The organism is Aquihabitans sp. McL0605, assembly GCF_049993875.1.
In the GTDB taxonomy this organism is placed as follows: domain Bacteria; phylum Actinomycetota; class Acidimicrobiia; order Acidimicrobiales; family Iamiaceae; genus Aquihabitans.
The window spans coordinates 2,666,453-2,679,398 of the sequence record NZ_CP188252.1 but is presented as its reverse complement, the minus strand read 5'-3'; the positions used below and the strand labels follow the sequence as shown (position 1 = coordinate 2,679,398).

Below are 12,946 nucleotides of genomic sequence, written 5' to 3'. Positions count from 1 at the left end.
ACCAGCAGGGCCCTGGAACCGTTGCCCGGCCAGGTCTCGCCGGCGCGGAGCCGGCTAGGCCTCGGGGACCTCGACCACGACCGAGGTGGCCTTCACCGATGCGGTGGCCACCATGCCAGGCACGATGTGGAGGTCTTCGACCGCCTCGGCGGTGATGAGCGACACGATCCGGTGGGGACCGGCCTGGAGCTCGACCTGGGCCACGAGGCCCTCCACGCGCACCTGGGTGACCAGGCCGGTGAAGCGGTTGCGGGCGGTGCGGGTGGGTGCCGATCCACCGCTGGGCGCCTCGGCGTGATCGACCAGGTACGCCGCCAGGCTGACGCCGTCGACGAACCGCTGGCCACCGTCGGACCGGCCCCCTTCGACGGCCCCGCTGTCGACCAGCCGCCGGACCGTGTCGACGCTGACGCCGAGGAGATCGGCTGCCTGACCGATGCGGAGCGACGCCATGGCGACAGCGTACTGCCACCGCTTCCGCCGCGTTCTCTCGTGCCTGCGAGGTAGTTTGGAGATCTGACTGGCACCCGCCAGACCCGAAGGAGACCCATGCGACGCCGACCCCTCTACTTGGTGCTCACCGCGCTGGTGCTGACGCTCGCGGCGTGCGGGAGCAGCGGCGGATCCGACAGCGGTTCCCAGGCCACCACCACCGCCGCAGGCGCCACCACCACCGAGGCGTCCCTGAAGGGCGAGATCACCGTCTCGGCCGCAGCCTCGCTCACCGAGGCGTTCACCGACATGGGCAAGGCGTTCGAGGCGGCCAACCCCGGCACCAACGTCACCTTCACCTTCGACTCGTCGGGCACCCTGTCCCAGCAGATCCTCGATGGCGCCCCGGTCGACGTCTTCGCCTCGGCCGACGAGGCGAACATGCAGAAGCTGGTCGACGGCGACCTGGTGAAGGACGATCCGACGGTCTTCGCCCGGAACCGGCTGATCATCATCACCAAGCCCGGCAACCCGGCCGGGATCTCGTCGCTGTCCGACCTCACCGACGCCGGCGTGATCTCGCTGTGCGGCGCCGACGTGCCCTGCGGCAAGTTCGCGGCCCAGGCGCTCGACAAGGCCGGCGTGACCATCCCGGAGCGCTCGATCACCCGCGGCCAGAACGCCAAGGCCACCCTCACCGCCGTGAGCGAGGGCGACGCGGTCGCCGGCATCGTCTACGTGACCGATGCCGAGGCGGCCGGCGCCGCCGTCGACTCGGTGGAGATCCCCGACGACCAGAACGTGATCGCCACCTACCCTGTGGCCGTGCTGACCGACACCCAGGACGCCGCCGTGGCATCGGCGTTCGCCGACTACGTGTCGTCCTCCGACGGGCAGGCCACGCTGAAGGACCGGGGCTTCCTCCCGCCCTCGTGAACCGGGCCCGGCGGCGGCCGCCCGCGCTCGTGCTGGTCGCCGCCACCGCCGGGCTCCTCCTGTTCGCGCTCCCGCTGCTCGGCCTGATCCAACGGGCCGACTGGGCGAACCTCCTCGACCACCTGCGCTCGCCGGCCGCCACCGACGCCATGCGCCTGTCGCTCACCACCTCGACGATGGCCACGGTGGTGGCCATCGTCCTGGGCCTGCCGCTGGCGTGGGTGCTGGCCCGCACCGACATCCCGGGGCGGGCAGCCATCCGCGCCCTCGTGCTGCTGCCGATGGTGCTGCCCCCCGTGGTGGGCGGCGTGGCCCTGCTGTCCGCGTTCAGCCGGCGAAGCCCGATCGGCGGCTGGCTGTACGACGCGTTCGGGATCCAGCTCACCTTTTCCCGCGCCGGCGTGGTGCTGGCTGAGGCGTTCGTCGCCATGCCGTTCTTCGTGATCACCGTCGAAGCGGCCCTGCGCGCCACCGACCAGCGCTACGAGCAGGTGGCGGCGGGTCTCGGCGCCTCACCCAACCAGGTCTTCCGCCGCGTCACGCTCCCGCTCATCGCCCCTGCCGTGATCGCGGGCGCCATCTTGAGCTGGGCGCGGGCGCTCGGCGAGTTCGGCGCCACCATCACCTTCGCCGGCAACATCCAGGGCCGCACCCGGACGCTGCCCCTCGCCGTGTACCTCCAGCTCGAGTCCGATCCGCAGGGGGCGATCGCCCTCAGCCTCGTGCTCCTGCTGATCTCGTTCGCGGTCCTCATCGGCCTGCGCGACCGCTGGCTCGGGGCGGCGCGGTGAGCCTGGTCGCGCACCTCCAGGTGACGCTCGACCCGTTCCGGCTCGATGCCGCGCTCCAGGCCGAGCCCGGGCGGGTCGTGGCGCTGCTCGGCCCCAATGGTGCGGGGAAGACCACCACGCTGCGGGCGCTCGCGGGGCTGCAGCCCCTCACCGCCGGATCGGTGTCGCTCGACGGGGAGGTGCTCGACGCTCCCGACCGCCGCACCTTCGTCCCTCCCGAGCAGCGTCCCATCGGCATCGTCCACCAGGACCTGCTGCTGTTCCCCCACCTCGACGCCCGCGACAACGTCGCCTTCGGCTTGCGCACCCACGGTCGCACCAAGGCCGAGGCCCGTCGGCTGGCCGACGCGCAGCTCGACGCGATCGGGCTGGGCGACCACGCCCGCTCGCGCCCCCGAGCCCTCTCCGGCGGCCAGGCGCAGCGCGTGGCCCTGGCCCGCGCCCTCGCCGTCGAGCCCCGGCTGCTCCTGCTCGACGAGCCCCTCACCGCGCTCGATGCCACGGCGCGAGGTGCCACCCGTCGAGACCTCCGCAAGGTGCTCGACGGGTTCGACGGCGTCACGGTGGTGGTGACCCACGATCCCATCGACGCCCTCACCCTCGCCGACGACGTCGTGGTGCTCGAGGAGGGTCGGGTCGCCCAGGCGGGCTCGCTCGCCGAGGTCACCACCCGGCCGCGGACGCGCCACGTGGCCGATCTGCTCGGCGTGAACCTGCTGCGCGGCGATGCCGCCGGGACCGAGGTGCGGGTGGACGGGACCGTGGTGCACCTGGCCGATCACCTCGATGGCCCGGTGTTCGTGACCATCGCGCCGAGCGCCATCACCGTGCACGGCCGCGCCCCCGAAGGGAGCGCGCGCAACCGGTGGGCGATGACGGTGGCGAGCATCGAGCCGCTGGGCGAGCGCATGCGCCTCCGCCTCGATGGCCCGGTCCCGCTCGTGGCGGAGATCACCCCGGTGTCGCTCGTCGACCTGCGGTTGGTGCCCGGCTCCGAGGTGTGGGTGTCGGTGAAGGCGACCGAGGTGCACGCGTACGAGCGGTGACGCATTCGCTCTTTCCTGAGCGTTCGCTCAGCATGCATGGACGCGCGATGTGCACCCGCATTTGCTGCCAAGGGGATACCCATCGATCGCATCAAATGCAGTGGTATCGACGGCCCATCAATTGATGATGAGCACATCCGGGTTGTGAACATCATCTGAAGGTGGTTCTCTAGGGAGATGGCTCCAAAGAAGAAGACCCGCGCAATGACCGATGAGCACAAAGCAGCCCTGGCGGAGGGGCGTGCCCAGGGCCGAGCGGTCCGGCTCTACCTCGAAGCGCTCGAGGCCAACAAGCCGAAGCGGGGGCGTAAGCGGACCCCTGATTCCATCAAGAAGCGGCTGGTCGCCATCGCGGCCGAGCTCGAGACGGCCGACCCGCTGAAGCGCCTGCAGCTCACCCAGGAGCAGCTCGACCTCGAGGCCGAGCTCGCTGCGGGTGCCACCACCGTCGACATCACGGCGCTCGAGAAGGGCTTCGTGGCGGCCGCCGCCGGCTACGCCTCGCGCAAGGGAATCAGCTACGGCGCCTTCCGGAGCGTCGGCGTGCCGCCGTCGGTCCTGCGGGCGGCCGGCATCTCCCGGGCGTCTTGATCTAGGCCGGCGCCGCCGCTCGCTGCAGCAGCGACTGGAGCAGCGGCAGGCCGTCGGTGGATCCCAGCAGGGGGCTGGTGGCCCGTTCGGGGTGCGGCATCAGACCCACCACGTTGCGGCCTTCGTTGCAGATCCCGGCGATGTCGTCGACCGAACCGTTGGGGTTGGTGACATAGCGCAGGACGACCTGATCGTTGGCCTGGAGCTGCGCCAGGGTGTCGGGCGAGCAGGTGAAGTTCCCCTCGAAGTGATTGATGGGAACTCGCAGGATCGCGCCGAGGTCGGCGGCGTTGGTGAGCACCGAATCGGTGGACTCGACCCGCAGCTCCACCGTGGTGCACAGGAACTTGAGCCCGCGGTTCTTCTGCAGTGCACCAGGCAGCAGCCCGGCCTCGGTCAGCACCTGGAACCCGTTGCAGATCCCCACCACCGGACCACCCGAACGGGCGAACTGCACCACCGCGTTCATGACCGGAGAGAACCGGGCGATGGCGCCGGGCCGGAGGTAGTCGCCGTGGGCGAACCCGCCCGGGACCACGACGGCATCGACGCCGTCGAGCGTGCTGTCGCCGTGCCACAAGATGTCGGCTTCGCCGCCGAGCAGCCGGATGGCCTCGAGGGCGTCGAGCTCGCAGTTGGAGCCGGGGAACTGGACCACGCCGACTCGGGCGCTCATCAGGCCGAGGCGCCTTCGGTCACGGTGATGGTGGCATCCTCGATCACCGGGTTCGTGAGGAACCGCTGGCACAGGTCGGCCACCTCGGCGCGAGCGGCGGCCTCGTCGGCGGCCTCGAGCGAGAAGCGGATGGCCTTGCCCACGCGCACGCCGCGCACCCCGTCGAACCCCAGGTGGGGAAGGGAGCGCTCGATGGTGGCGCCCTGCGGGTCGGCCACCCCCTCACGAAGCGAAACCTCGACCGAGACAGAGAACAGCATGCCCCCGATCATCCCATATCGACCCAACTCCCCAGAACTCCCCACAACCCCAAGCCCCCAGCACCCGTCCACCACCGAGAGGCACCATCGCGGGGTACAGGTCGGGGTTCCCAACAGACCCCCGACCACCTCGACGAGCGAGCCCGAGGAAGGGGTTCCGAGCGAAGCGAGCCCAGGGGGGTTTGGGGGGACGGAGCTTGCGGAGCCCCCCAAGACGAAGGCGTGCGACGAAGTCGTGCGCCTGAGCGGAAGCAGCCGGCCGTCAGGCCGTCGAACAGCTCGAGGAACGGAGCGAGCGCAGCGAGCGAGTGACGAGAAGGAGCGAGGCGGCCGCTAGGCCGACACCCCGGGCCAGTCGGCGAAGTTGCGGCCGGTGATGCGCTCGTAGGCCTCGACGTAGCGGGCGCGGGTGGCGGCGACGATGTCGTCGCCGAGGGGCGGGGGCGGCGGGGTCTTGTCCCAGTCGAGGCCGTTGAGGTAGTCGCGCACGGGCTGCTTGTCGAAGGACGGGGGCGTCGAGCCCGGCACCCACTGGTCGGCCGGCCAGAAGCGGGACGAATCGGGGGTGAGGACCTCGTCGCAGAGGATCAGCTCGCCGTCGAGCAAGCCGAGCTCGAACTTGGTGTCGGCGAGGAGGATGCCCCGCTCGGCGGCCCAGGCCGCGCCCTCCTGGTAGATCCGCAGGGAGACGTCGCGGACCCGTTCGGCCAGCTCGGTGCCGATGAGGTCGGCGGCCCGCTCGAAGCTGATGTTCTCGTCGTGGTCGCCGAGGTCGGCCTTGGTGGAGGGGGTGAAGACGGGCTCGGGGAGCTGGGACGATTCCAGGAGGCCGGCGGGCAGGGCGGCGCCGTGCGTGGTGCCCGCCTGGTACTCCTTCCACGCCGACCCGGTGATGTAGCCGCGGACGATGCACTCGACGGGCAGCATCTCGGCCTTGTGGGTGAGCATGATCCGCCCGGCCAGGTCGGGGTCGTCGTCGGCGATGCCGAGGGCGGTGATCTCGGGGCCCTCGGTGGCGATGAGGTGGCCCGGGATGAGGTCGGCGAACTTCTCGAACCAGAACGCCGACATGGCGGTGAGCACGCGGCCCTTGTCGGTGATGGCCTCGTTGAGCACCACGTCGAACGCGGAGAAGCGGTCGGACGTGACCATCAGCAACCGGTCATCGCCGGCGTCGTAGATGTCCCGGACCTTGCCGGAGTAGAGCTTCGGGAGCGACGGTTCAGCCATCCGCCGAACCTACCAAGGCCGCCCGGCTCGGACGGAAGCCGCGCGTGCCGGCGGTCAGAGGATGTCGCCGGGGCGGTAGGCGGCCGCGGCGGGATCCTGCTCGACGTGCCAGGCGACGAGCGCCGCGAACGCCCGGGCCTGGCTGGGAGCCAGGCCCACGAGGTCGAGCGGGTTGGCGATGGCCGCGTCGATCGCGCCCCGGTCGAGACCGAGACGGGGGTCGGCGGCGAGGCGGTCGATCAGGTCGTTGTCGGCGCCTTGGCGCATGGCCAGCGCGACGGAGACGGCGTGCTCCTTGATGGCTTCGTGGGCCTCCTCGCGGCCGACGCCCGCCCGGACCGCGGCCATGAGGACCTTGGTGGTGGCAAGGAAGGGGAGGTAGCGCTCGTTCTCGCGCTCGATGATGGCGGGGAAGGCGCCGAACTCCTGGAGCACGGTGAGGAACGTCTCGAACAGGCCGTCGAGGGCGAAGAAGGCGTCGGGGAGGGCGACCCGGCGGACGACGGAGTCGCTGACGTCGCCCTCGTTCCACTGGCCGCCGGAGAGGGCGCTGACCATGGTCAGGTGGCCGCCCAGGATGGCGTTGAACCCGCACACCCGCTCGCAGGAGCGGGAGTTCATCTTGTGGGGCATGGCCGACGAGCCGACCTGGCCTTCCTTGAACCCCTCGGTGACCAGCTCCTGGCCGGCCATGAGGCGCAGCGTGGTGGCCAGGCTCGACGGCGCCGCCGCGGCCTGGACGAGCGCCGAGACCACGTCGAGGTCGAGGGAGCGGGGGTAGACCTGGCCGACGTTGTCGAGGCTGGCCGAGAAGCCGAGGTGGGTGGCGACGGCCTGCTCGAGCTGGGCCACGGCCTCGGGCGAGCCGAGGAGGTCGAGCATGTCCTGCTGGGTGCCGACCGGGCCCTTGATGCCGCGCAGGGGGTAGCGCTCGATGAGCTCGTCGACGCGGCGCAGCGCGACGAGCAGCTCCTGGCCGGCGTTGGCGAAGCGCTTGCCGAGGGTGGTGGCCTGGGCCGGGACGTTGTGGCTGCGTCCGGTGATGACGGTGGTGTCGTGCTGGGCGGCCAGGTCGGCGAGGACCGCGAGCGTGGCGAGCATGCGGCCCCTGATCACGACCAGGGCGTCTCGCACCTGGAGCTGCTCGACGTTCTCGGTGAGGTCGCGCGAGGTCATCCCCTTGTGGATGTGCTCGTGCCCGGCCAGATCGGAGAACTCCTCGATGCGGGCCTTGACGTCGTGGCGGGTGATCCGCTCGCGGGCGGCGATGGACTCCAGGTCGACCTTGTCGATGACCGCCTCGTAGTCGTCGATCACGCCGGCGGGCACCTCGACGCCGAGACCGGCCTGGGCTCGGAGGACGGCCAGCCAGAGGCGGCGCTCGAGGACGATCTTGTGCTCCGCCGACCAGAGCTCGGCCATCTGGAGGCTGGCGTAGCGGGCGGCGAGCACGTTGGGAACTGCTGGTTTCACGCCTCGACCGTACTCGGCGTGCATCTGGCGACTTCTGCTTGATCCCCGCCGCCTGGTGCCGATGAGGAAGAGGCGCTGATCCGGGAGGGATATCCGTGACGCACTGCATGCGACATTACGAGGAGCCCGTGGTGGCTCACTGCCGGACGTGCAACCGCCCGTACTGCAGCCGTTGCCTCGTCTACTCGTTCGGCCCCAAGAAGCCACCGTTCTGCGTCGCCTGCGCCCTCTCTGCCTCGGGGGTGCGCAACACCACGAAGACGACCGTGGCTGCGGCGGCTCCCGCCCCGACCGCGGATCGTCGGGTGGAGCGGGCGCAGCGGCGCGCCGAGAAGTCGCAGGCCAAGGCCACCAGCCGGGCCACCAAGCGCGCCGTGAAGCTGGGGCAGGTCGGGGTCTTCCCCGAGGAGCCCCGCCCCACCAACGTCCCGGTGCCCAAGGGCCTCCCGACGCCCGCGAGCCGCTACGGCGCCCCGGTCGAGCACTACGTGCCGACGCCCGAGCACTACCAGGCGCCGGCCGAGCACTACGTCAACTGACGGCGGCGCGCTGCTCCCGATCGGCGACCAGCGCGGCCTGCAGCTGCTCGTCGCTGATGGCGAGCATCTGGACCACGAGCAGGGCCGCGTTGACCGACCCGTCGACCGCCACCGTGGCCACCGGGATGCCCTTGGGCATCTGGACGGTGGCGTAGAGCGCGTCGACGCCGTTGAGGGCACCGCCCGACAGCGGCACGCCCACGACGGGCAGGGTGGTGTGCGCGGCGGCCGCGCCGGCCAGGTGGGCGGCCATCCCGGCGCCGGCGATGACGGCGGCGAAGCCGGCCTCGCGGGCCCCGCCGACGAACGTCGCCACGCGCGCCGGCGTCCGGTGCGCCGACATGACGTGCACCTCGGTCTCGATGCCGAACCCGGCGAGCGTCTCCGCCGCGGGCTCCATCTTCGGTCGGTCGTTGGGCGATCCCATGATGATCGCCACCTTGAACTTGGTCACGTCTGGCTCCTCGAACGCGATGGGGTGACCCGGCGAAGCTAGCGCCGCCCGGCCGCGACGTCCGAAGGGATCAGGCCGGGGCGATGTCGGTGCGGTGGTGCTCGCCGGGCCACGACACGTGGCCCAGCGCCTCGTAGGCCGTGGCTCGGGCGGCGGCCGCGTCGGCGCCGCGCCCCACCACGTTCAGGACCCGACCGCCCGCGGTGACCATCCGGCCCTGGTCGTCGGCGCCCACGCCGGCTCGGAGCACGGTGGCGCCGGCGACGGCGTCGGCCGCGTCGAGGCCGTCGATCACGTCGCCGGTCCGCGGGGCGACGGGGTAGCCCTCGCTGGCGGCCACCACCAGCACCGCCGTGTCGTCGGCGAAGGTGGGGGCCGGCACCGTGGTGAGGTCGCCGTCGGCGGCGGCGGCGAGCAGCTCGGCGAGGTCCGAGGTCATGCGGAGCAGGACCACCTGCGAGTCGGGGTCGCCGAAGCGGACGTTGTACTCGATCAGCTTGGGGCCGTCGGCGGTGAGCATGAGGCCGGCGTAGAGCACGCCCCGGTAGTCGATGCCGCGCTGCGTGAGCTCGGCGAGCGTGGGCTCGATGAACGTGCGGTTGACCTCCTCCTCGAAGCCCTCGGGGACGAACGGCAGCGGCGACCACGCGCCCATGCCCCCGGTGTTGGGCCCGGCGTCGCCGTCGCCCACGCGCTTGAAGTCCTGGGCGACGGGGAGGCACACCGCGCGGGTGCCGTCGCACACGGCGAACACCGACACCTCGACCCCGGTGAGGCCTTCCTCGATCACGACGCGCTCGCCCGCCGCGCCGAAGGCGGCGCCCTCGAGCTTGGCGCGGACGTCGACCTCGGCCTCGGCGAGCGAGTCGGTGACCAGCACGCCCTTGCCGGCCGCCAGGCCGTCGGTCTTGATGACGTAGGGCGGCGTGAGCGTGGCGAGGTGGCTGGCCGCGAGGTCCGCGTCGGTGAACGCCTCCCAGCGGGCGGTGGGCAGGGCCGCCTCCTCGGCGATCAGCTTCATGTACGCCTTGGAGCCCTCGAGCCGCGCCCCGTCGGCGCCGGGCCCGAACACGCGCACGCCGGCCTTGCGCAACCGGTCGGCCACGCCGGCGACGAGCGGCTGCTCCGGCCCGACCACCACCAGGTCGACGGAGCCGTCGGCCACGAGGTCGAGCACCGGCGTGTCGACCGAGCCGGGGATGCCCGGGTTGCCCGGCGTGACGATCACCTCGGCCGTGCGCGCCAGCACCTGGGCCAGGGCATGCTCGCGCCCTCCGGATCCGACGACGACCACCTTCACAGCAGGACCTCCAGGCTCACGCGTTGCGGTGGACGAACTGTTCCCGGCCCGGGCCCACGCCCACGAGGGTGACCGGCACGCCGACCTGCTCCTCGAGGAACGCCAGGTACGCCTCGGCGGCGGGCGGCAGCTGGTGGGTCTCGGTGATCTCGGAGAGATCGGCCTTCCACCCGGGCAGCTCCTCGTAGATCGGCGTGGCGGCGTGGAGGTCGCTCTGGTGGTACGGCAGGTGGGTGACCCGCTCGCCGCGCACGTCATAGGCGACGCAGACCTTCACCGTGTCGAGCGTGTCGAGGATGTCGAGCTTGGTGATGGCCAGCTCCGACAACGAGTTCAGGCGGACGGCCTGGCGCAGCATGACGGCGTCGAACCAGCCCGGGCGGCGACGGCGGCCCGAGTTGGTGCCGTACTCGCGGCCGACGTCGACGAAGTGATCGCCGAGGGTGATCTCCTCCTCGTCGGCCAGGGCGCGGTCCTTGCCGCCGACCGCCTCGCCGGAGATGGCGAGCTCGGTGGGGAACGGTCCGGTGCCGACGCGGGTGACGTAGGCCTTGGCCACGCCGATCACCCGGTCGATGTAGCGGGGCCCGACGCCGGCGCCGGTGCAGACGCCGCCGGCCACCGGGTTGGACGACGTGACGAACGGATAGGTGCCGTGGTCGAGGTCGAGGAACGTGGCCTGCGCCCCTTCGAACAGCACCTGCTCGTGGCGCTCGAGCGCCTCGTGGACGAACGACACGGTGTCGCCGATGTGGTCTTCGAGCCGTGGGCGGCACACGTCGAGGTACTCGTCGGCGATCTCGCCCGGGTCGAGCGGCAGCTGGTTGAAGACCTTGGCCAGGACCGCGTTCTTCTCCTTGGCCAGGACCTCGAGCTTCTCGCGGAAGATCTTGGGGTCCAGGAGGTCCTGCACCCGCAGGCCCACCCGCGACGCCTTGTCGGCATAGGCCGGGCCGATGCCGCGCTTGGTGGTGCCCAGCTTCGACTTCCCCAGGCGGCGCTCGGTGAGCCGGTCGATCTCCTGGTGGTACGGGAGGATCAGGTGGGCGTTGCCGCTGACCCGGAGCCGCGAGGGGTCGATGCCCCTCGACAGCAGCATGTCCATCTCGGCGATGAGCACCCGCGGGTCGACGACGACGCCGTTGCCGATCACCGGGGTGATGTGCTCGTAGAGGATTCCGGACGGGCACAGCTGGAGGGCGAAGCTCTCGCCGTTCACGACGAGGGTGTGGCCAGCGTTGTGGCCTCCCTGGTAGCGGACGACGAGGTTCATCTCCTTGGCGACGAGGTCGGTGAACTTCCCCTTCCCCTCGTCACCCCACTGCGTACCGACCACGACGGTCGCTGGCACGGCCCTGCTCCTCTACGACGGCGTTCAGACCGAGAGGGAACGCTACTGCCTGGCGATCACCCACCTCGCAGGCCGATTCCCACCCACCCCTCGAACCGCCCTCGAGCCCCGCTCAGACCCCCCTGGACCCCGGTCCAGCTTCGCGGGCGACAGGGCGCGGGACGCCCGCTCCCTGCGACGTTCGGGCTTGGGGGTTGTCAACGATGCACTACCGATATATCGTGATCGCATCGTGATACATCCTCACGAACCCATTCGAAGCAACGAAGAAGGAAGCACCCCATGAAGAACCACAACGAGAACAGAACGTTCGAGCACGACAACCGAGGCCGCCGAGCGGCCCACGACGACGTCACCGACGCCTTCGGGCGCTTCGGCGGACCCCCGTTCCGCGGCCGTGGTGGCCGCGGCGGCCCCTTCGACCGCCCCCGCGGTCGCGGTGGTCGCGGCGGAGGCCGAGCCCGTCGAGGCGATGTGCGCGCCGCCCTCCTGGCCCTCCTCGCCGAGAAGCCGATGCACGGCTACGAGATGATCCAGGAGCTCGACGAGCGCACCGGCGGTGCGTGGAAGCCGAGCCCCGGGTCCGTGTACCCCACCCTCACCATGCTCGAGGAAGAGGGCCTCATCACCGCCGAGGAGATCGAGGGCAAGCGCCGCTTCACCCTCACCGACGGCGGCAGGGAAGCCGTGGCGGGCCGCGAGGGCCCGGCGCCGTGGGAGCAGGTCGTCACCGACGCCGACCCCGCGGTCTTCGAGCTCCGCGACGTGCTCGGCAGCACGATGTCAGCGGTCAAGCAGGTCTTCCGGGTGGGCACCCCCGCCCAGCAGACCAAGGCCGTCGAGATCCTCACCGACACCCGTCGCCGCCTCTACGAGGTCCTCGCCTCCGAAGAGGACTGACCCTCCCGACCACCACCGTCTCCTCCCCGGCGCTCACCACCAGGCCGGGGAGGAGGCGCGTGTGACCGAAATCTGGCCACGCCGTCACCCCACGCGGGTACCTTGGCCCCACCTTGGCGGGTGCTCTGCGATGAGTCTCGCCCCGACCGAGCGTCGGACACCCCGACGAACCCTCAGGCCAGGAAGATCGCATGAGCACCACCACTGAAGAACAAGCCCCTGCCGCCCCCGCGCCCGGAGCCATCGCCGCCCGAGCCGTCAACGCGGTGAAGACCTACGGCGAGGGCGACACGGTCGTCCGGGCCCTGGCCGATGTCACCGTCGACCTCGCCGAGGGCCAGTACACCGCGATCATGGGCCCGTCCGGCTCCGGCAAGAGCACGCTGATGCACTGCCTCGCCGGGCTCGACGAGCTCACCAGCGGCAGCGTGTGGATCGAGGGCACCAACCTCACGGAGCTCAAGGAGAAGGACCTCACCAAGCTCCGGCGGGACCGGATCGGCTTCATCTTCCAGGCCTTCAACCTGATCCCCACCCTCACGGCCGAGGAGAACATCGTCCTGCCGCTCTCGCTCGCCGGCCAGGAACCCGACCAGGCCTGGTTCGACCAGGTGGTCAGCACCGTCGGCCTCGGCGACCGCCTCAACCACCGGCCCAGCGAGCTGTCGGGCGGCCAGCAGCAGCGCGTCGCCGTGGCCCGGGCGCTGGCCAGCAAGCCGGCGATCATCTTCGCCGACGAGCCCACCGGCAACCTCGACTCCCGGTCGAGCTCCGAGATCCTCTCGTTCATGCGCTCGGCCGTGAAGGACTACGGCCAGACCATCGTCATGGTCACCCACGACCCGGTGGCGGCCTCGTACGCCGATCGGGTGCTGATCCTGGCCGACGGCAACATCGTCCACGAGATCAACCACCCCACCACCGACGCGGTGGTGGACTTCATGAAGACCTTCGGTGACGACTGACC

General features: G+C 71.2%; 15 protein-coding genes. 7 read left to right on the top strand and 8 right to left on the bottom strand.

Features of this window, described 5'->3' with window-relative positions; all coding sequences use genetic code 11:
- Positions 1-54 precede the first annotated feature (54 nt).
- Entirely contained in the window at positions 55-453 is a 399-nt protein-coding gene (locus ACPPVX_RS12415) for a TOBE domain-containing protein (RefSeq protein ID WP_426570871.1), read from the bottom strand.
- A 96-nt stretch (positions 454-549) separates the two neighbouring features.
- On the opposite strand from ACPPVX_RS12415, the gene modA reads away from it, so the two are divergent.
- The 4 genes from modA to ACPPVX_RS12395 all read left to right on the top strand — a co-directional run bounded on the left by modA (position 550) and on the right by ACPPVX_RS12395 (position 3,796).
- Complete coding sequence (modA, locus tag ACPPVX_RS12410; protein WP_426570870.1) at positions 550-1,368, top strand: molybdate ABC transporter substrate-binding protein; 819 nt, start codon at positions 550-552, stop codon at positions 1,366-1,368.
- Entirely contained in the window at positions 1,290-2,159 is an 870-nt protein-coding gene (locus tag ACPPVX_RS12405; protein ID WP_426575032.1) for an ABC transporter permease, read from the top strand. The genes modA and ACPPVX_RS12405 overlap by 79 nt, the downstream gene beginning before the upstream one ends.
- A complete protein-coding gene (locus tag ACPPVX_RS12400; RefSeq protein ID WP_426570869.1) occupies positions 2,156-3,205 on the top strand; it encodes an ABC transporter ATP-binding protein in 1,050 nt (349 codons plus the stop codon). The genes ACPPVX_RS12405 and ACPPVX_RS12400 overlap by 4 nt, the downstream gene beginning before the upstream one ends.
- Positions 3,206-3,409: 204 nt before the next feature.
- Positions 3,410-3,796, top strand: a complete 387-nt coding sequence (locus ACPPVX_RS12395) for a hypothetical protein (protein WP_426570868.1) — start codon at positions 3,410-3,412, stop codon at positions 3,794-3,796.
- Between the two features lies 1 nt (position 3,797).
- Here the strand turns inward: ACPPVX_RS12395 and purQ are convergent, their stop codons facing one another.
- From purQ to purB, 4 genes are all read right to left on the bottom strand, one after another.
- Positions 3,798-4,472, bottom strand: a complete 675-nt coding sequence (purQ, locus tag ACPPVX_RS12390; protein ID WP_426570867.1) for a phosphoribosylformylglycinamidine synthase subunit PurQ — start codon at positions 4,470-4,472, stop codon at positions 3,798-3,800.
- On the bottom strand, positions 4,472-4,732 hold the full coding sequence (purS, locus tag ACPPVX_RS12385) for a phosphoribosylformylglycinamidine synthase subunit PurS (protein WP_426570866.1): 261 nt from the start codon (positions 4,730-4,732) through the stop codon (positions 4,472-4,474). Before purS ends, purQ begins: the two co-directional genes overlap by 1 nt.
- Before the next feature lie 333 nt (positions 4,733-5,065).
- The gene (locus ACPPVX_RS12380) at positions 5,066-5,962 is read right to left on the bottom strand and encodes a phosphoribosylaminoimidazolesuccinocarboxamide synthase (protein ID WP_426570865.1); all 897 of its coding nucleotides are present in this window, start codon (positions 5,960-5,962) and stop codon (positions 5,066-5,068) included.
- Positions 5,963-6,016: 54 nt separating this feature from the next.
- A complete protein-coding gene (gene purB, locus ACPPVX_RS12375) occupies positions 6,017-7,459 on the bottom strand; it encodes an adenylosuccinate lyase (RefSeq protein WP_426570864.1) in 1,443 nt (480 codons plus the stop codon).
- 83 nt (positions 7,460-7,542) lie between these two features.
- Here purB and ACPPVX_RS12370 point away from each other — a divergent pair, with 83 nt between their 5' ends.
- Positions 7,543-7,974, top strand: coding sequence for a hypothetical protein (locus ACPPVX_RS12370; RefSeq protein ID WP_426570863.1), 432 nt, complete (start codon positions 7,543-7,545; stop codon positions 7,972-7,974).
- Here ACPPVX_RS12370 and purE read toward each other — a convergent pair.
- The 3 genes from purE to ACPPVX_RS12355 all read right to left on the bottom strand — a co-directional run bounded on the left by purE (position 7,967) and on the right by ACPPVX_RS12355 (position 11,079).
- On the bottom strand, positions 7,967-8,428 hold the full coding sequence (gene purE / locus ACPPVX_RS12365; protein ID WP_426570862.1) for a 5-(carboxyamino)imidazole ribonucleotide mutase: 462 nt from the start codon (positions 8,426-8,428) through the stop codon (positions 7,967-7,969). The two genes, ACPPVX_RS12370 and purE, sit on opposite strands and share 8 nt — an antisense overlap.
- A 70-nt stretch (positions 8,429-8,498) precedes the next feature.
- Positions 8,499-9,728, bottom strand: coding sequence for a phosphoribosylamine--glycine ligase (gene purD / locus ACPPVX_RS12360; protein ID WP_426570861.1), 1,230 nt, complete (start codon positions 9,726-9,728; stop codon positions 8,499-8,501).
- 16 nt (positions 9,729-9,744) lie between these two features.
- Positions 9,745-11,079 carry an adenylosuccinate synthase gene (locus tag ACPPVX_RS12355; protein WP_426570860.1) on the bottom strand — a complete coding sequence of 445 codons (1,335 nt, stop codon included), beginning with the start codon at positions 11,077-11,079 and terminating at the stop codon, positions 9,745-9,747.
- Between the two features lie 282 nt (positions 11,080-11,361).
- Here ACPPVX_RS12355 and ACPPVX_RS12350 point away from each other — a divergent pair, with 282 nt between their 5' ends.
- Both ACPPVX_RS12350 and ACPPVX_RS12345 read left to right on the top strand, forming a co-directional pair.
- Positions 11,362-11,979, top strand: a complete 618-nt coding sequence (locus tag ACPPVX_RS12350; RefSeq protein WP_426570859.1) for a PadR family transcriptional regulator — start codon at positions 11,362-11,364, stop codon at positions 11,977-11,979.
- 191 nt (positions 11,980-12,170) lie between these two features.
- Complete coding sequence (locus ACPPVX_RS12345) at positions 12,171-12,944, top strand: ABC transporter ATP-binding protein (RefSeq protein ID WP_426570858.1); 774 nt, start codon at positions 12,171-12,173, stop codon at positions 12,942-12,944.
- Positions 12,945-12,946 lie beyond the last annotated feature (2 nt).